Here is a 16,776-nt window from a genome sequence, read left to right as displayed (position 1 = left end):
GCCAAACGTGGGGCCCCCGCCGCCGCCGAACCCCGCGCCGGACCGCGGGCGTTGACGGACGTGAAGATGATGAACGCGTGATTCAGCTTCGCTTTATGTTTACTTAGCGCGCCCCGGGCCGGCAATGTCACCGGCTTTTCCGGGAGCCGTGCAGGTCAGGCGCCGGGCGGGAGGCGGGCGACGGTGCCCGAGGCGCGCGCCGGGGGCGGGGCGTGGGGGCATTGCGTGGACGACTGGTTGACGTTTGCGGAGGCGCGCTCATAACGTGCTCACGCCGTGCGGATGTGGCGAGTATGCACTCTCGGGCACGTGGGACGGCGCCTTTTCTCGTCCGTAGGCAGGGGGGAGTTTCGGTGAGCTGGGAGACGCAGGCGGCGCGGCGCCGGTGGGGCGTTCCGCGGGCAATCCCGTACTCCCGCCCGCCCGTTCTCCCCGGCGTGACATGCGGGCCGCCCACGCCCGGCTGAGCGCGGTCCGCCCGGCGCCGGCGGGGCCGTGACGGCGCCCGGGCCGCCCCCGATCCCCCGGCCCCTCCGACTTCCCTTTCCCGCCTTCCCCCTTTCCTATCTTTTCCCCTTCCTTTTCCGCGCTCGTTCGGCGGGACTTTCCGCAGGGCCTCGTCCGGCTCGTTCACCGATGCGTTCACCCGCGCGTTCTGCGGTTCGTTCCGCGGTTCTTTCTGACGTTGTTCCCGACGGCTTTTCTCGGCGGTGCACTCGGCGGTTCCTTCGGCGGTACTCCCGGCGTTTCACGGCAGGCGCCCGGCATCCGGCGGCCACCCACGGCCCCGCCTGGCCGGCGTTGTCCCAGCGCTTCCTCACCAGGTTCACCACACAGTCAGGCACGCGTTCCCGGCGTGCCCGCGTGCCTCGGCACGGGGGCGGCCGGCGGGCGCCCGATCCCTCACCAGGCGCCCGCCCCGCGGCAGTCGGCGGGCGGCGCGCGGGCGCCGCCCGCATCCCGCGGGGACGGTTTCACAGCGAAGCTCACGGAGGTACGACATGGCAGGCATCAACAGACGCAGCGTCATCAAGGGCGGGGTGGGCGCCGCCGGCGGGGCGGCACTTGCCGGGGCCGCCGCGTCCCGCGCGACGGCGGCCGAGTCCGGCTTCCGCCCCCTGGAGGGCGGCACGCTGCCCAGCCCGGTGAGCGTCACCGCGGACGACGCCCGTTACGAGGAGCTGGTCCGCGGCATCAACCAGCGGTGGGTGGCGCAGCCCGAGGCGGTGCGCCTGGTGAGCAGCACGGAACAGGTGCTCCAGGTCGTGCAGGAGGCCGCGAGCGCAGGGAAGCGGGTGTCGGTGCGCAGCGGCGGGCACTGCTTCGCGGACTTCGTCTACAACGCGCAGACCCAGGTCGTGATCGACCTCTCCACCATGAACCGGATCTCGTACGACGCGAGCCGCCGGGCGTTCTGCATCGAGGCCGGCGCCCAGCTCGGGCAGATCTACGAGACCCTCTACCGGGACTTCGGCGTCACCCTCCCCGGCGGGGTCTGCCCCTCCGTCGGCATCGGCGGCCACGCCACGGGCGGCGGCTTCGGCCTGCTGACCCGGCAGCACGGCCTGGTCGCCGACTACATCTCGGCCGTCGAGGTGGTCGTGGTGGACAGCAGGCGCCGCGCCCGCACCGTGGTGGCCTGCCGCAACGCGAGCGACACGAACCACGACCTGTGGTGGGCGATCTCCGGTGGCGGCGGCGGCAGCTTCGGCGTCATCACCCGCTACTGGTTCCGCTCCCCCGACGCCGCCGGCTCCGACCCGGCCGCCCAGCTGCCTGCCCCGCCGAAGAGCGTGCTGCTCAGCTCGGTCGCCGTGCCCTGGGCGACGCTGTCCGAGGACCAGTTCGTGCGGCTGCTGAACAACTACACCGACTGGTACCGGAACAACAGCGAGCCGGGCAGCGACGCACTCGGCCTCTCCGGCATCATCCTGGCCAGGCAGCGGGCCGGCGGCGGCATGGCCCTGGTCACCCAGGTCGACGGCGGGCTGCCGGACGCCGCAGGCTTCCTCGCCGACTACGGGGCCGAGATCACCGCGGGCACCGGCATCACCACCCCCTTCGCCGGCCGCCCCCTGGCCTGGCTGACGGCGAGCAAGCTGCTGCCGATCAGCGCGGCCACCTCGATGATGGACCCCTCCCTGCGCAGCGCCATCAAGACCGTCTGGACGAAGACGGGCTTCACCGACGACCAACTGGCCACGATCTACCAGCAGTTGCTGCGCACCGACTACTCCAACGCGAACTCCTTCGCCCAGATCGCGGGCGCCGGCGGCCGGATGAACGAGCTCTCCAGGACCGCCACCGCCACCGCCCACCGGGACGAGGTGCTCTTCGCCGAGTTCGAGGCCCAGTGGACCTCGCCGGCCGAGGACGAGGCCAACCTGACCTGGCTGCGTGAGCTGTACGCGGCGGTCTTCGCGGACACCGGCGGCTACCCGGTGCCCGGCGACCGGTTCGACGGGTGCTATGTCAACAACCCCGACACCGACATCGCCGACCCCGCGTACAACACCTCCGGCGTGCCCTGGTACACGCTCTACTGGGGCGAGAACTACCCGCGCCTGCAGCAGGTCAAGAAGGCCTACGACCCGACCGACTTCTTCCGTCACGCCCAGTCGGTGCGGCTGCCGTCCTAGGACCCTCCCCCCGGCGCCCCGGACCCGGTCCGGGGCCGCCGGCGCCGGGCCGGCCGCCGATCGGGGGCGCGGCCGGCTCAGGCGCCGTCCGCCGCGGCCCGCAGCGCGGCGACGTCCAGCTTGCCCATCTTCAGCATGGCCGCCATCGCGCGCCCGGCGCGCTCCCGGTCCTCGTCCGCCAGCAGCTCCTCCATCTCCTTCGGCACCACCTGCCAGGAGAGGCCGAACCTGTCCTTCAGCCAGCCGCAGGGGCCCTCCTCGCCGCCCTCGGAGAGCGCGGCCCAGTAGTGGTCGACCTCCCGCTGGTCCGCGCAGCTCACCGACAGCGAGATCGCCTCGTTGAAGGTGAACTCGGGGCCGCCGTTGAGCGCCGTGTACGGCTGCCCGTCCAGGGTGAAGTCCACGGTCATCACCGCGCCTTCGGGGCGGGGGCCCGCGCCGGTGTAGCGGGTGATCCGCGTGATCCCGGAGTTCGGGAAGACCGAGACGTAGAAACGCGCGGCCTCCTCGCCCCGGTCGTCGAACCAGAGGGTGGGCGTGATGCGGGACATGGTGTGCTCCTCGGGTCGAGTGGCGTGCTCCCTGCATGCTGAGACCCGCCTCCCGCCCGGAACTCATCGGCGCGGCGAGCCCCACTTCCCGCGGCGCGGGCCCCGGCCGCCTTCCGCCCCGGATCGGCCGGGCGGCCCCGCCCGGCGCGGCCGCCCCTCCCGCCCCGGCGGCTCCTCCCGCCCCGGCGGGCCGCTTCCCTCAGGGCCGGCCGGCGTTCCAGGCGGTGATCACCGGGCGGTGGTGTTCGAGGCCGAGCCGGCTGACCGTTCCGGTGTCGAGCAGGAACAGCGCCCCGGCCGCGGGCGGCAGGCCCAGGCGGCGGGCGGTGAGCACCCGCAGGAAGTGCGCGTGGCCCACCAGGACCACGTCGCCGCTCCGCTCGCCCTCCCGGCCCTCGTCGAGGAGCGGGGCCAGCCGGGCGAGCACCCGGTCCGCGCGGGCGCCGACCTCCTCGGGGCGCTCGCCGGGGTGCCCCTCCGGCCCCGGCGGAACGCCGTCGGTCCACAGGTCCCACCGCGGGCGCTCCCGGTGGATGTCCTCGGTGGTGATGCCCTCGTACCCGCCGTAGTCCCACTCGTGCAGGTCGGGGTCGGGCTCGGGTTCCGGGAGCCCGGCGAGCTCCGCGGTGCGCAGCGCCCGGCGCAGCGGGCTGCTGAGGACGCGGGCGATGCGGCGGCCGGCCAGCAGGGGCGCCACGGACCTGGCCTGTTCCTCGCCGTGCCGGGTGAGGGGCAGATCGGTGTAGCTGGTGTGCCGGTGCGTGGCGCTCCACTCGGTCTCGCCGTGCCGGACCAGGATCAGTTCACCCACGGCGGGCCTGCCGCGTGGGAGTGGGGCGCGTCCGGCCGCGCGCGGCCGAAGAGGCGCCGGTGGGTGCTGCGTTCCTGCGGTTCATGGCCGCCGCCGGCTCCTTTCGTCGGGTCGCCGCGCGCCCGGCCGGCGCGCCGGGGGGTGCTCCGGCGCGCCGGCGCGCGCGGCGTGGCGTGTACCCAGCAGCCTGGCGGACGGGCGCCCGGGCCGGGGAACGGCCCGCCGCCCGCGCGTCGCCGGTGCGGCGCGCGGGTGGGGGCGCCGGGGACGCGCCACGGGCGCCGGGAACGCCGGAGGTGCCGCGGGGGCCGACCGCACCCCGGGGGGGCCGAGGGGCGCGGCGGCCGGGCCGCGGTCCGCCGCGCCTTCTCGGCGGCTCAGGCGGCGAGGCCGCGCTTGAGGGCGGCGGCTATCCGCACGACGCGCTCGGCCTGGTGGCGGGCGGCGTTGCGGGTCTCGTCGCCGATCGGGTTGCCGCCCTGGGCGTCGACGTGCGAGGTGCCGTAGGGGTTGCCGTCGACGAACTTCACCGGGTCGGTGTAGCCGGGGGCCACGACCACGCCGCCGAAGTGGTGGAAGGAGTTGTACAGGGCGAGGAGCGTGGACTCCTGGCCGCCGTGCCGGGTGGCCGTGGTGACGAAGCCGCTGTAGACCTTGTCGGCGAGCAGGCCCTGCGCCCAGGCGCCGCCCAGCGTGTCGAGGAACTGCTTCAGCTGCGAGGAGATGTTGCCGAAGCGGGTCGGCGAGCCGAAGATCACGGCGTCCGCCCACACCACGTCGTCCTGGGTGGCCTCCGGCACGTCCGCGGTGGCGGCGGCGTGGGCGGCCCAGGCCTCGTTGGACTCGATGGCGCTCTGCGGGGCGAGTTCGGCGACCTTGAGCAGGCGCACCTCCGCGCCCTGCTTCCTGGCGGCATCGGCGACCTCGCCGGCGATCTCGGCGTTGAAGCCGGTCGAGGAGTAGTAGATGACGGCGAGCTTGACGGGCGTGCTCATGGGCTTGGGCTCCCTCTCGTTCACGTGCGCGCGTTCACGGCGGGCCGCCGGTGGCGGTGGCGGCGGGCCGGTGCGGATCTCCCGCACCAGACGTTGAAGCATAAACTATATGGGTGCGGCCCGGCTCGCGGGGCCGCCGTGGCATGCCGGGCCCCGCCGCGGGGAACCCCCTGCCGGTCGGCACGGAGGCGGCCGGCCGGGACCGGGCCGGTCGCGGACGGGGCCGGTAGGGAAGAGGGCCGGTCTCGGACAGGGCCGGTCGCGGACGGGAGCGGTCAGGAACGGTCGGGAGCGGTCGCGGACAGGGCCGGTAGGGAGCGGTCGCGGACGGGGCCGGTCACCAAGGGGCCGCGGCCCCGCGGAAGGGGAGAACGAGGATGGGCACACCCGGGGAAGCCGCCGGCGCCGACCGCGCCACGCAGGCGGGATACACCAGGAAGACGGCGGCGATCGCCACCAGCACGGCGGCCGACTACCGCGTGGAGATCCGCGCGGGGCGGCATCCGCTCGCGGCGGACGAGCCCAAGTCCGTGGGCGGCGCCGACACCGCCCCGAGCCCGATCGGCCTGCTGCTCTCCGCGCTCGGCTCCTGCACCGCCATCACGCTGCGCATGTACGCGGGCCGCAAGGGCTGGCCGCTCGAAGGGGTCCGCGTGCACCTCGCCTACGAGGAGGGCCCCGGCGGCGCGCACCGCATCACCCGGCGGATCGACCTGCTCGGCACCCTCGGCGAGGCCCAGCGCGCGCGGCTGCTCGACATCGCGGAACGCACCCCGGTCACCCGCGCGGTGCGCGAGGGAACGCCGGTGGTGGCCGCCGGCCGGCCCGGCGGCCACGGGGCGGCTCAGACGTTGACGCCGAAGTCCTGAGCGATGCCGGCCAGCCCCGAGGCGTACCCCTGGCCCACCGCGCGGAACTTCCACTCCGTGTCGCGCCGGTACAGCTCACCGAAGATCATCGCGGTCTCGGTGGCCGCGTCCTCGCTCAGGTCGTAGCGGGCGATCTCCGCGCCGCCGGACTGGTTGACCACGCGGATGAAGGCGTTCCGCACCTGGCCGAAGCTCTGCCCCCGCGCGGTGGCCTCGTGGATGGAGACCGGGAAGACGATCCTGGTGACCTCGGGCGGAACGGCCGCCAGGTTCACCTTGATCACCTCGTCGTCGCCCTCGCCCTCACCGGTCAGGTTGTCGCCGGTGTGCTCGACCGAGCCGTCGGGGCTGGTCAGGTTGTTGTAGAAGACGAAATGGCTGTCGGAGAGCACCTTGCCCGAGTCGCCGAGCAGCAGCGCGCTGGCGTCGAGGTCGTAGTCGGCGCCCGTGGTCGTGCGCACGTCCCAGCCCAGGCCGACGAGCACCGCGGTCAGCCCCGGGGCCTCCTTGGTCAGCGAGACGTTGCCGCCCTTGGATAGCGAGACTCCCACCGTCACCCTGCCTTTCTCGCGCCGCGGGCGGCAAGGACGCCCCCGGCCGACGCGTCTCGAATGCCTGTGTCCGGCAATCTACAGGGCCGCACCGACAGGGACGCCGGCCCCTCGGCCACCGCCCCGCGCCCCGACACCGGCCGCGCCCCGACACCGGCCACGGCCCGGGACCGGCCACGGCCCCGGGGACACCGAGGCGCGGCGGCCGGGAAAGCGGGCCGACGGGCCCGGGCGGCCCGCGGGAGGGCGGCACTCCCGGCGCGGCGGTGCGCCGGGCCGCCCGCCCGCGGCCGGCTGCTTCGGCTCAGAGGTCGAACTCGGCGGGCGGGAGGCCCAGGGCGAAGCAGGCCTCGCGGACCACGCCGCGTTCCGTCTGGTCGAAGTTGCCGTCGGCGCCGCCGATCACGATGCCGATCTGGACCACCGCCCGGGCCTCGGCCGGCTTCTTCTTCGCCTTGGCGATCTCCTGCAGCACGCCGACCTTGCCGAACTCGAAGTCCGCGACCAGCTTGTCGAGGTTGGCCTCGAAACGCCGCTGGAGATCGTCCGCCTGGAAGTTCTGGAGCACCTCGTTGGAGGCGATCAGCTGGGCCACCCGGCGGCGCTCGGTGATGTCGATCGAGCCGTCGGCCGCCGCCACCAGCGCGCACATCGCCATGCTCGCATCGCGGAAGGCGCCGCTCTTCAGGTCGTTCTTCTTGGCGTTGAGCTGCGTCTGCATCGTGGACGCCGACTCCTTGATGCGGTCCCACAGGGCCATGCCCATCACTCCGTCGTCTCGTCTGTCTCGTCTTCGGCCGGGGCGGGATGGCGCTTCCCGGCCGATTCCCCGCCCACCGTACAAAGCGCGCGAACGCCGGGAAGTTCCGGCCGGGCGGCACGCCGGGCAGCACAGGGCCCCCGTCACCCGCCCAGGACCGGGCGCCCGGCCGCCCCGGCGGCGGAATGACAGGGAGCGCGGGCGAGTTGACCGCGGCATGATCGAAAAGACGGACATGTCCTTCGGGCCTGCCTCGCGCAACCGGCTTGCCGAGACGGGAGACCCCTCCCACAGGGGGGCCGAGGCGGCGCTCGAAACCTTCTACTACAGCCTGAACAACGGCGATCTCGACGCCCTCGGCGCCGACTGGTCCGCGCACCCCCTCGCCCAGCTGAACAATCCGGTCGGCGGCATCCTCCGGGGCGGGGACGCCATCGCCGATCTCTACGCCCGGATCTTCCACGGCCCCGTCACCGTCCGGGTCACCTTCGGCGACGCGGTTGCCTACCTGGGCGAGCGGCACGCCGTCTTCGCCGGCCGGGAGACCGGCAGCTACACCACCGCCGACGGCACGACAACCCCGCTGGACATCCGCACCAGCCGGTACTTCCGCTACGAGGAGGGCCGCTGGCGCCAGTACCACCACCACGGCAGCATCGACGACCCCGACGCGCTGCGTGCCTACCAGCGGGCCATCCGCGGCAGCTGACGGCCCGCGCCGCCCGTTCCCGGCCCGGCCGTCGCGGCGGGCGGCGCGCCCCGGCGGGCGGCCGGGCCCCGGCACGCCTATCCGCCCGCTCCCCCGGGCGGCAGGGACTCCCCTCCTGCGGGGCGGCCCTGGGCGCTGCCGGACGCCCGGGCGTAGCGCTCGGCCAGCAGCCGCAACTCGGCGGCGAGTTCCGGGGCCTGGGAGGCGTCGAAGTCGACGCCGAGCGCGCCGAGCCACACCGCCAGCGACGCCGCGCTCGACGCGCCGAAGGTCACGGCGCAGGAGCCCTCCCCCAGCGCCTCCACCTGCCCCACGCCCGCGGGCAGGCGCTCGGCGATCTCCTGCGCGGGCGCGTACATGAGGACACGCGCCCGGTAGCGCACCACGGCGGAGCCGACGCCGCGGGTGACGTAGGCGGCGAGGTCCTCGTCGGGCAGCGGCCTGGGGGCGAACCTCGGCCCGGTGGGCACCTTCGGCTCGATCCGGTCCACCCGGAACGTCCGCCAGTCCTCCCGGGCGGTGTCCCAGGCGATCAGGTACCAGCGGCGGCCCCGGTTGACCAGGCGGTAGGGCTCGACGTCCCGGCGGCTGGCGGTGCGGTCGTGGGCGCGGTAGTCGAACCGCAGCCGCTCCCGGTCCCGGCAGGCCGTGACCAGGGTGGTCAGCACCTCGGGAGAGACCGCGGGGCCCCGGTCCGGCGGCGCGGCCACCGTGTACGCACCCAGCGCCCCGACCCGCCGCCGCAGCCGCGGCGGGAGCACCTGCTCCAGCTTGGCCAGGGCGCGCAGCGAGGACTCCTCGATGCCCGCCACCGAGCCGCCGGTGGCGGTGCGCAGGCCCACCGCCACGGCCACCGCCTCCTCGTCGTCGAGCAGCAGCGGCGGCAGGCTGCTCCCGGCGCCCAGCCGGTAGCCGCCGAGGGGGCCCCTGGCCGCGTCCACCGGATAGCCGAGGCGGCGCAGCCGCTCCACGTCGTTGCGCACGGTCCTGGTGGTCACGCCGAGGCGCCGCGCGAGTTCGGTGCCGCTCCACTCCCTGGGGGTCTGCAGGAGGGAGAGCAGGCGCAGCAGGCGGGCCGATGTCTCCAGCATGCCGTCGATTCTGCCGCGGGCTTTAGGAACGATTCGTTCCGGTACGGCTGAAAGCCTGTGGCCATGGAGAAACTCACCGAGGCGCCCGGGCGCCGGGACCACCGCTGGCTCGGCCTCTTCGCCGTGCTGGCCGCGATGATCATGAACCTGCTCGACGCCACGGTCGTCAACGTGGCCGCCCCCTCGATCCGGGAGGACCTCGGCGGTTCCGAGGCCGGACTGCAGTGGATCGCCGCCTCGTACACGCTGGCCCTCGCGGTCGGCCTGCTGACCGGGGGCAGGCTCGGCGACATGTTCGGCCGCCGCCGCATGGCGCTGCTCGGCGTGGCCGGCTTCCTGGCCGCCTCCGTGGCCTGCGCGCTCGCCTGGTCGCCCGAGGCGCTGATCGGGGCGAGGGTCGCGCAGGGACTCTGTGCGGCGATCATGATCCCGCAGTCCTTCGGGCTGATCCGCGACCTGTTCCCGCCGCAGGAGATCGGCAAGGCCTTCGGCGCGCTGGGGCCGGTGATCGGCCTCTCCACGATCCTCGGGCCGGTCGTCGCCGGCGTGCTCGTGGACGCCGACCTCTTCGGCACCGGCTGGCGGATGGTCTTCCTCATCAACCTGCCGCTCGGCGCCTTCGCCCTGAGCGCGGGGGCGCGTGCGCTGCCGCGTTCACGCGGGGCGCGCGAACTGCGCCTTGACGTGCCGGGGGCGTTGCTGGCCGGGGCGGCGATGTTCCTGCTGGTCTTCCCGCTGGTGCAGGGCCGCGAACTGGGCTGGCCCGCCTGGCTGCTGGCCCCGGCGGCCGGCTCGGTCGCGGGGCTCGCCGCCTTCGCCGCGCGGCAGGCGGGCCGGCGGCGGGCCGGACGGGCGCCGCTGGTCGAGCTGAGCGTCCTGACCAGGCGCTCCTACACCTCGGGCGTCGCCTTCACCCTGGTCTTCTTCGGCTCGGTGGTCGGCTTCTCGCTCGCCCTCGGGCTGTTCCTCCAACTCGGCCTCGGCTTCGGCCCGGCGAAGGCCAGCGTGGCGATGGCGACCTGGGCGGTGGGCGCGTTCTTCGGCTCCGGCTTCGGCGCGGCGATGCGCGGCCGCCTCGGGCGGCGCATCCTCCACCTGGGCCTGACGCTGATGGCGGTCGGACTCGGCGGCGTCTACCTGGTCTTCGACCGCTCCGGCATGGGCCTCGACGGCGCGGACCTGGCGCTGCCGCTGCTGGTCTACGGGTTCGGCATGGGACAGATCTTCGTGCCCCTCTTCGACATCGTCATGGGCGAGATCCGCGACCACGAGGTGGGCTCGGCCGCCGGCCTGCTGGAGTCGGTGCAGCAGCTGGGTTCGAGCCTGGGCGTGGCGGTGCTGGGGACCGTGTTCTTCTCCGCGGCAGGCAAGCCGGGCCCCGGCGCCGGGTTCGTGACCGCGGGGCGGCACGTGACGCTGCTCGCGCTCGGGCTGCTGGCCGTGGCCTTCCTGCTCGGCTTCCTCCTGCCGCGCCGGGCCCGGCAGGACGCCGCGGCCCAGGCCCCAGAACAGGACGCCGCGGCCCGGAAGCCCGAACAGGCCACGGCGGCGGGCGAGCCCGGGGCCCCGGCCGGCGCGACCGCCCTCGGCGCTGCCACCGTCGAGGCGACGGCCGCCGGGGCGACCGCCCCCGCGCGGACGGCAGCCCGCTGAGCGCACGCCGGTCACGTGCGCCGGCCACCTGCGCCGGGGGCGTGCGCCGGGGGCGTGCATCGCAGGGGGCGTGGGCCAGGGTGGTCAGAGCGGGTCGAGGCGGCGCCTGAGCAGGCAGAACTCGTTGCCCTCGGGATCGACGAGGACGTGCCAGGGCTCCTCGCCGCTCTGCCCGATGTCGGCCGGGCGCGCCCCCAGCGCCAAGAGGCGTTCCAGCTCGGCGTCCTGATCGCGGTCGGTGGCGTTGACGTCGAAGTGCAGCCGGAGCGTCCCGTTCTTCGGCTCGTCGCGGCGGCTGAAGACGATGGTCGGCTGGGGGCCCCCGAAGCCCTCGCGCGCCCCGATCTCGACGGTGCCCTCCTCGCGGTCGAGCACCACGAAGTCCAGGACCTCGCACCAGAACCGCGCCAGCGCCTCCGGGTCGCGGCAACCGAGCACGAGTGCACTGATACGGCAGGCCATGGGCGCACCCCTCCTCTCGGTCGGAGCTGCCGGGCGGCCGCTCCCGGCTCGCCGGGGCTCCCGGCAGCGGGAACACCCGGCGACCGTACCGGGCGAGGTGCGCCGCGGCGAGGGATTTCCCCAGCCTGTCGGCCCCGTCGGCCCTGCCTGTCCCGTCGGCCCCGTCGGCCCAGCCCGTGCCGTCGGCCCCGTCGGCCCAGCCCGTGCCGTCGGCCCCGTCGGCCCAGCCCGTGCCGTCGGCCCTGTCGGCCCAGCCCGTGCCGTCGGCCCCGTCGGCCCTGTCGCCGGCTCGCCCCGGCCCCCGCCCGAACGGCGGGGCCGGGGGGAGCCCGTGGGCGGGTCCGCTCAGGCGGTGAGGTCCCGGCGGGAGGGCAGCACGGGATAAGCGAACGGCTCGCCCGCCGCGTAACGGGCCGCCTCGGCGGCGGCGTACTCGGCGAGCCGCTGCACCTCGTTGCCCACCGAGCCGGCGATGTGCGGGCTGATCAGCACGTTCTCGCAGTCCCACAGCGGGTGGCCGGGCGGCAGCACCTCCGGCTCCGTCACGTCGAGCACGGCGCTGACACGCCCGGCGGCGGCGAACTCGGCCAGGGCGTCCTGGTCGAGCACCGCGCCGCGCGCGGTGTTGATCAGCGTCGCGCCCGCGCGCATCGCCGACAGCAGCTCCCGGTTCACCATGCCGCGGGTCGAGGGCAGCAGCGGAACGTGCAGGCTGACCACGTCGCTCCTCTCGAACAGCTCCCGCAGGCCCACGGACTCGGCCCCGAGCGCCGCCGCCTCCTCCGGCGAGACGAACGGGTCGTGCAGCAGCGGACGCAGGTCGAAGGGCCGCAGCAGTTCCAGCACCCGGCGGCCGATCAGCGAGGCGCCGAGAATGCCCACCGTGCGGCCGTAATTGCCGAGGACCTCCCCCTCCGCGGCCCAGTTGCGGCGCTCCCGCCCGCGGCCGTAGTCGGCCGAGATGCCGAGCACCCGCTTGTTGGCGAGCAGGATCATGGCGAGGGTGTACTCCGCGACCGGCAGCGCGTTGGCCGCCGCCGCGGAGGAGACGAGGATGCCCCGCTCCCAGCAGGCCTCGGTGACGTGGAGGCGCACGGTGCCGGCCGCGTGCACGATCGCCCGCAGCCGGGGCGCGGCGGCCAGGACCGGGGCGTCCACCGGCGGGCACCCCCAGCCGGTGATCAGGACCTCGGCCTCGGCCAGGATCGCGCGGGCCTCTTCGGTGCCGAAGTCGTCAAGCAGCGGCGGGTACCGCAAATCCGTCGCTTCGGCAAAGGCCGCCACCGCCGCTTCGTTCAGCAACTGCCGCGCGCCGCCGCGGCTCATCGCCAGGGCGGCAACCGGCTTGCCGGGGGCGGGCGCGTCCGAGGGCGCGCCGGGGCGGGAGGGGAGGGGAGTGGCGGATGTGGGGTGCGCGGTGGGCCCGTTGGGCCCGGTGGTACTCGGCGAGGACATGAGTACATCCTGACACCGCGCCGCCACGGGCCCTCGTGCGGAGCCTGCCGGCCGGGCGGAGGCGGGGGGCAGGCGGGGCGGCAGGTGGGGTTATCCCCAGCCCTCATCCGGTGGGACGCCGGATCGTGCACACGTACCTGTGCATAAGAGCCTGTGCACATGGCAGCGAACCCCCCGGGCCCGGCCGACGGCGCCCCCCACCAGGCGCCGGACACCCCGTCCCCGCCTTCTCCCCCGCCCCCGCGGCAGACGCCCTCGCTCGACGGACTGAAGGCGCTCGCCCAGCCGCGGCGCCTGAAGATCCTGGAGTGGCTGGCCAGGAAGGGGCCCGCCACCTCGGCGATGCTCGCCAGGGAACTCGGCCTCAACACCGGGGCCACGAGCTATCACGTCCGCGAACTCGCCAGGCACGGCTTCGTCGAGGTCGTCGAGGGCCGGGGGCAGGGCCGGGAACGCTGGTGGCGGGCCGTCGCGCAGGACCTGCGGTTCCCGCCCCCGAGCCGCCGCGACGCGGAGACCAGCGCCGTCGTCCGGCAGATGAACCGGCTCGCCTACGCCTCGGACCTCAGGCTCTTCGACGAACTCCAGGAGGCGGCCCAGCGTGCGGCGGCCGAGGGCGAGGCCGACCCGTGGCAGGACGGCTTCCCGTACTCCAGGGGAACCGTGCGGCTGACCCTCGACGAACTCCGCGAGCTGTTCGAGGAGTACATCGCCCTCCTCAACCGCTACAAGCGCCCCGACCACCTGACCCCGCCGGACGCCCGCACCGTCCTCACCCGCTTCCTCGCCTTCCCCGCATCTCACTTCTGAAACATCAGCGCTCTTGTCCCTCTGAAACCTCTAACATCCCGAAAAAAAACAGCAAAACCGTACCCGTAAGCCGTGTGCGGCCGCGAGAAAACCGAGAGACCCCTCATGACAGCCATGACACCCGCCGTCCGCCTCGACTCCGTCACCAAGATCTACGGCCGTTCCGCCAACGTCGTCCGCGCCCTCGACGGCGTCAGCACGGCCATACCCTCCGGCACCTTCACCGCCGTCATGGGCCCCTCCGGCTCGGGCAAGAGCACCTTCCTGCACTGCGCGGCCGGCCTGGACCGGGTCAGCTCGGGCACCGTCCGGATCGGCGGCACCGACCTCGGCGAGCTGAACGAGAACGGCCTCACCCGGCTGCGCCGCCGCCGCGTCGGCTTCGTCTTCCAGGCGTTCAACCTCGTGCCCTCGCTCACCGTCCGGCACAACGTCGGCCTGCCGCTGCGGCTCGCGGGGCAGCGGCCGAACCGGGCCCGGGTGGCGGAGATCCTGGAACGCGTGGGCCTGGCCGGGAAGGCCGAGGCCAGGCCGGCCGAACTCTCCGGCGGCCAGCAGCAGCGGGTGGCCATCGCCAGGGCGCTGATCACCGACCCCGACGTCGTCTTCGGCGACGAGCCGACCGGCGCCCTCGACACCGTCACCGCGCGGGAGATCCTCGGCCTGCTGCGGGACGTCGTCCACGAGCGGCAGGGCACCGTGGTCATGGTGACGCACGACCCGGTGGCCGCCTCCTACGCGGACACCGTCCTCTTCCTCGCCGACGGCAGAATCGTCGACGAGATGTCCGCGCCCACCGCAGAAGGCGTCGCCGAGCGCATGACGCACCTGGGGGCGTGGGCCTGATGTTCCGGTACGCACTGGAGACACTGCGCGCCCGCAAGGCCGGATTCGCCGGCGCCTTCCTCGCGCTGGCCTGCGCTGCGGCGCTCGTGACGGCCTGCGGCTCGCTCCTGGAGACCGGCCTGCGCGGGGAGATCCGCACCGAGCGCTACGCGGCCACCCCCGTCGTGATCGCCGCCGACCAGAACGTGCACCACGAGACCCACAAGCACGGCAAGGTCAAGCACAAGGCCAAGCCGGTGTACGAGCGGGTCTGGCTGCCCAGCGGCACCGCCGGGGAGGTCGCGGCCGTGCCCGGGGTCGGCGAGGTGCTCGCCGACCTGTCCTTCCCCGCGGTCGTGGCGGGCGAGGACCCCGATCGCTCCTTCGGCCACGCCTGGTCCTCCGCGGCCCTGACCCCCTTCACCCTCGCGGAGGGACGGGCCCCCGAGGCCGACGACGAGGTGGTCCTGGACCGGGAACTGGCCCGCGACGCCGGGGCGCAGGTGGGCGACCAGGTGACCGTGCAGTCCACCGCCGCCCCCGCCCGCTACACGGTGAGCGGCATCGCCGAGGGCGACATCGCCGAGCAGTCCGCCCTCTTCTTCACCGGCCACGAGGCCAGGCGGCTGGCCGGCCACAACGGTCAGGACGCCGTGCTCGGGGTCTTCCCCGCGGAAGGCGTCTCCACGGAGGAACTCGCCGACCGCCTCACCGAGGCCCTGGACGGCACCCCCGCCGAGGTCCACACCGGTTCCGGCCGCGGCGAGGCCGAGTTCCTCGACGCCGCCCAGGCCCGGGTCGAACTCGTCAGCATGGGCGCGGCGCTCGGCGGCACCGGACTGCTGGTCGCGATCCTGGTGGTGGTCGGCACCTTCGCCCTCACCGCACGCGCCCGCCACCGGGAGATCGCCCTGCTGCGCGCCATCGCGGCCACCCCGCGCCAGGTGCGGCGGCTGATCGGGCGCGAGGCGCTGCTCGTCGGCCTGGCCGCCGGCCCGGTCGGCGCCGCCGCGGGCTTCGCCCTCTCGGGACCGCTCTACCGGCGCTTCGTCGAACTCGGCGCCGTCCCCGAGACGCTCGGCCAGGTCCGCAGCCCCTTCCCGGCGGCCGCCGCCGTCCTCGCCACGCTGCTCGCGGCCTGGCTCGCCGCCCGCGTCTCCACCTGCCGCGCCGCCGCGCTCCGCCCGGCGCAGGCCCTGACCGAGGCCGCCGCGGAACCACGCCGCCTCGGCCCCGGCCGGCTCGTCGCCGGGCTGCTGGTCCTCGCGGGCGGCGCCGTGCTGCTCTGGGTCCTGTCCCTGCTGCGGGTCGAGCCGGCCTCCACGCCGGTGACCTACCTGACCGTCCTGCTGCTGTGCGTGGCGGTCGCGCTGCTCGGCCCGGCCCTGGCGCGCGGCGCGTTCGCCCTCCTCGGGGTGCCCCTGCGGCTCTTCGCCGTGACGGGCCACCTGGCCGCCCACAACTCGGCCGCCAACGCCAGGCGCCTGGCCTCCGTCCTCACCCCCCTCACCCTGCTGGTGGCCATGGCCGGCACCATCCTGTTCACGCAGACCACGCTCGGCGAGGCCGCGGAGCGGCAGGCCAGGCAGGGCGTGGTGGCCGACCGCGTGGTGGCCGCCGCGAACGGCCCCGGCGTGCCCGGCGCCGCCGCCGACCACCTGCGCGCGCTGGAAGGCGTGTCCGCGGTGACCGAGATCGTGCACAGCACGGTCCGCACCCCCGGCCTCGACAAGTACGCGGTCCAGGGCGTGACCACGGGCGCCGGCCTGACCGACACCATGGACCTGGGCGTCACCGAGGGCTCCCTCGACCGGCTCGGCCCGGACGGCGTGGCGGTCAGCGAGGTGGTGGCCGACAGCCACGGGCTGCACCCGGGGGACGAGTGGAAGCTCGTGCTCGGCGACGGCACGCCGGTGACGCTCCAGGTCGCCGCGGTCTACGAACGCAGCCTCGGCTTCGGCGACCTGACGCTGGACCACGACCTGCTCGCCGCCCACGTGGACAACCCGCTCGCCGACACCGTGCTGCTCGCCACCGACCTCCCCGAGGAGCGGATCGCCGAGGCGCTCGCCGACTTCCCCGGACTGGAAACCGGGGGCGCCGCCCGGGTGGCCGAGGCCGGCGCGGAGCAGCGGGAGTCGCAGGCACAGGTCGTCTACCTCGGCATGGGCCTGATCCTCGCCTTCACCACCATCGCCGCCGTCAACACCCTGGCCATGTCGACGGCCGACCGCTCGCGCGAACTCGGCCTGCTGCGCCTGGTGGGCACCACGCGTCGGCAGGTGCTGCGGATGCTGCGCCTGGAAGCCCTGGGCGTCGGCCTGGTCGCGGTGCTGCTCGGCACCGTCGTCTCGCTGGCGACTCTCACCTCCTTCAGCATCGGCATGACCGGCGAGGCATCCCCCTCCTTCGCTCCCCTCACCTATCTGGCGATCGCCGGCACCGCCCTCGTGATCGCCCTGGCCGCCACGGTGATCCCCGGCCGCATCGCCCTCAGGCGCGCCACAGTGTCCTGAGCCCCCGGCCCGCCCGGCCCCGGCGCGCGCCGCCGGGGCCGCGCCCGGCGCCCGCCCCGGCCCGCCGCCCGGTCCGCCA

Annotated in this window: 15 protein-coding genes; 7 read left to right on the top strand and 8 right to left on the bottom strand. The window is 74.8% G+C overall.

All coding sequences use genetic code 11. The features are described from left to right. Positions 1-1,001 precede the first annotated feature (1,001 nt). Complete coding sequence (locus D7294_RS10910; protein WP_241562265.1) at positions 1,002-2,639, top strand: FAD-binding oxidoreductase; 1,638 nt, start codon at positions 1,002-1,004, stop codon at positions 2,637-2,639. Between the two features lie 77 nt (positions 2,640-2,716). On the opposite strand, the gene D7294_RS10905 is transcribed toward D7294_RS10910, so the two are convergent. The 3 genes from D7294_RS10905 to wrbA all read right to left on the bottom strand — a co-directional run bounded on the left by D7294_RS10905 (position 2,717) and on the right by wrbA (position 4,996). Then, on the bottom strand, positions 2,717-3,190 hold the full coding sequence (locus tag D7294_RS10905; protein ID WP_120678212.1) for a VOC family protein: 474 nt from the start codon (positions 3,188-3,190) through the stop codon (positions 2,717-2,719). Between the two features lie 199 nt (positions 3,191-3,389). Continuing rightward, complete coding sequence (locus D7294_RS10900; protein ID WP_120678210.1) at positions 3,390-4,001, bottom strand: histidine phosphatase family protein; 612 nt, start codon at positions 3,999-4,001, stop codon at positions 3,390-3,392. A 377-nt stretch (positions 4,002-4,378) separates the two neighbouring features. After that, entirely contained in the window at positions 4,379-4,996 is a 618-nt protein-coding gene (wrbA, locus tag D7294_RS10895) for an NAD(P)H:quinone oxidoreductase (protein WP_120678208.1), read from the bottom strand. A gap of 377 nt (positions 4,997-5,373) precedes the next feature. Here wrbA and D7294_RS10890 point away from each other — a divergent pair, with 377 nt between their 5' ends. After that, entirely contained in the window at positions 5,374-5,865 is a 492-nt protein-coding gene (locus tag D7294_RS10890; RefSeq protein ID WP_120678206.1) for an OsmC family protein, read from the top strand. On the opposite strand, the gene D7294_RS10885 is transcribed toward D7294_RS10890, so the two are convergent. Both D7294_RS10885 and D7294_RS10880 read right to left on the bottom strand, forming a co-directional pair. Further along, positions 5,841-6,416: a TerD family protein gene (locus D7294_RS10885; RefSeq protein WP_120678646.1), complete on the bottom strand. Its 576-nt coding sequence runs from the start codon at positions 6,414-6,416 to the stop codon at positions 5,841-5,843. The two genes, D7294_RS10890 and D7294_RS10885, sit on opposite strands and share 25 nt — an antisense overlap. A 304-nt stretch (positions 6,417-6,720) precedes the next feature. Next, positions 6,721-7,176: a tellurite resistance TerB family protein gene (locus D7294_RS10880; protein ID WP_120678644.1), complete on the bottom strand. Its 456-nt coding sequence runs from the start codon at positions 7,174-7,176 to the stop codon at positions 6,721-6,723. A 217-nt stretch (positions 7,177-7,393) separates the two neighbouring features. On the opposite strand from D7294_RS10880, the gene D7294_RS10875 reads away from it, so the two are divergent. Beyond that, on the top strand, positions 7,394-7,885 hold the full coding sequence (locus D7294_RS10875; protein WP_120678204.1) for a YybH family protein: 492 nt from the start codon (positions 7,394-7,396) through the stop codon (positions 7,883-7,885). Positions 7,886-7,962: 77 nt separating this feature from the next. Here D7294_RS10875 and D7294_RS10870 read toward each other — a convergent pair whose 3' ends face one another. After that, complete coding sequence (locus tag D7294_RS10870; RefSeq protein WP_120678201.1) at positions 7,963-8,976, bottom strand: helix-turn-helix transcriptional regulator; 1,014 nt, start codon at positions 8,974-8,976, stop codon at positions 7,963-7,965. Positions 8,977-9,039: 63 nt separating this feature from the next. On the opposite strand from D7294_RS10870, the gene D7294_RS10865 reads away from it, so the two are divergent. Then, entirely contained in the window at positions 9,040-10,629 is a 1,590-nt protein-coding gene (locus D7294_RS10865) for an MFS transporter (protein ID WP_120678200.1), read from the top strand. Between the two features lie 84 nt (positions 10,630-10,713). Here D7294_RS10865 and D7294_RS10860 read toward each other — a convergent pair whose 3' ends face one another. Both D7294_RS10860 and D7294_RS10850 read right to left on the bottom strand, forming a co-directional pair. Beyond that, entirely contained in the window at positions 10,714-11,091 is a 378-nt protein-coding gene (locus tag D7294_RS10860; protein WP_120678198.1) for a VOC family protein, read from the bottom strand. 345 nt (positions 11,092-11,436) lie between these two features. Next, the gene (locus tag D7294_RS10850) at positions 11,437-12,417 is read right to left on the bottom strand and encodes a hydroxyacid dehydrogenase (RefSeq protein WP_241562294.1); all 981 of its coding nucleotides are present in this window, start codon (positions 12,415-12,417) and stop codon (positions 11,437-11,439) included. Positions 12,418-12,705: 288 nt separating this feature from the next. On the opposite strand from D7294_RS10850, the gene D7294_RS10845 reads away from it, so the two are divergent. The 3 genes from D7294_RS10845 to D7294_RS10835 all read left to right on the top strand — a co-directional run bounded on the left by D7294_RS10845 (position 12,706) and on the right by D7294_RS10835 (position 16,697). Next, on the top strand, positions 12,706-13,356 hold the full coding sequence (locus D7294_RS10845) for an ArsR/SmtB family transcription factor (RefSeq protein WP_120678195.1): 651 nt from the start codon (positions 12,706-12,708) through the stop codon (positions 13,354-13,356). Between the two features lie 105 nt (positions 13,357-13,461). Continuing rightward, positions 13,462-14,202, top strand: coding sequence for an ABC transporter ATP-binding protein (locus D7294_RS10840; RefSeq protein ID WP_241562264.1), 741 nt, complete (start codon positions 13,462-13,464; stop codon positions 14,200-14,202). Further along, on the top strand, positions 14,202-16,697 hold the full coding sequence (locus tag D7294_RS10835) for an ABC transporter permease (protein ID WP_174248324.1): 2,496 nt from the start codon (positions 14,202-14,204) through the stop codon (positions 16,695-16,697). Before D7294_RS10840 ends, D7294_RS10835 begins: the two co-directional genes overlap by 1 nt. The last annotated feature ends 79 nt before the right edge of the window (positions 16,698-16,776 follow it).

This window comes from Streptomyces hoynatensis, assembly GCF_003626535.1.
Taxonomy (GTDB): Bacteria; Actinomycetota; Actinomycetes; order Streptomycetales; family Streptomycetaceae; genus Streptomyces; species Streptomyces hoynatensis.
Note: the sequence above shows the minus strand (reverse complement) of the source record. Positions and strands in the feature narration are given on the sequence as shown.

Coding starts and splice junctions, on each gene's coding strand:
- D7294_RS10880 (WP_120678644.1), bottom strand. CDS start 7,176: ATGGCCCTGTGGGACCGCATCAAGGAGTCGGCGTCCACGATGCAGACG.
- D7294_RS10875 (WP_120678204.1), top strand. CDS start 7,394: ATGATCGAAAAGACGGACATGTCCTTCGGGCCTGCCTCGCGCAACCGG.
- D7294_RS10850 (WP_241562294.1), bottom strand. CDS start 12,417: ATGAGCCGCGGCGGCGCGCGGCAGTTGCTGAACGAAGCGGCGGTGGCG.
- D7294_RS10845 (WP_120678195.1), top strand. CDS start 12,706: ATGGCAGCGAACCCCCCGGGCCCGGCCGACGGCGCCCCCCACCAGGCG.
- D7294_RS10905 (WP_120678212.1), bottom strand. CDS start 3,190: ATGTCCCGCATCACGCCCACCCTCTGGTTCGACGACCGGGGCGAGGAG.
- D7294_RS10870 (WP_120678201.1), bottom strand. CDS start 8,976: ATGCTGGAGACATCGGCCCGCCTGCTGCGCCTGCTCTCCCTCCTGCAG.
- D7294_RS10835 (WP_174248324.1), top strand. CDS start 14,202: ATGTTCCGGTACGCACTGGAGACACTGCGCGCCCGCAAGGCCGGATTC.
- wrbA (WP_120678208.1), bottom strand. CDS start 4,996: ATGAGCACGCCCGTCAAGCTCGCCGTCATCTACTACTCCTCGACCGGC.
- D7294_RS10890 (WP_120678206.1), top strand. CDS start 5,374: ATGGGCACACCCGGGGAAGCCGCCGGCGCCGACCGCGCCACGCAGGCG.
- D7294_RS10865 (WP_120678200.1), top strand. CDS start 9,040: ATGGAGAAACTCACCGAGGCGCCCGGGCGCCGGGACCACCGCTGGCTC.
- D7294_RS10910 (WP_241562265.1), top strand. CDS start 1,002: ATGGCAGGCATCAACAGACGCAGCGTCATCAAGGGCGGGGTGGGCGCC.
- D7294_RS10840 (WP_241562264.1), top strand. CDS start 13,462: ATGACAGCCATGACACCCGCCGTCCGCCTCGACTCCGTCACCAAGATC.
- D7294_RS10860 (WP_120678198.1), bottom strand. CDS start 11,091: ATGGCCTGCCGTATCAGTGCACTCGTGCTCGGTTGCCGCGACCCGGAG.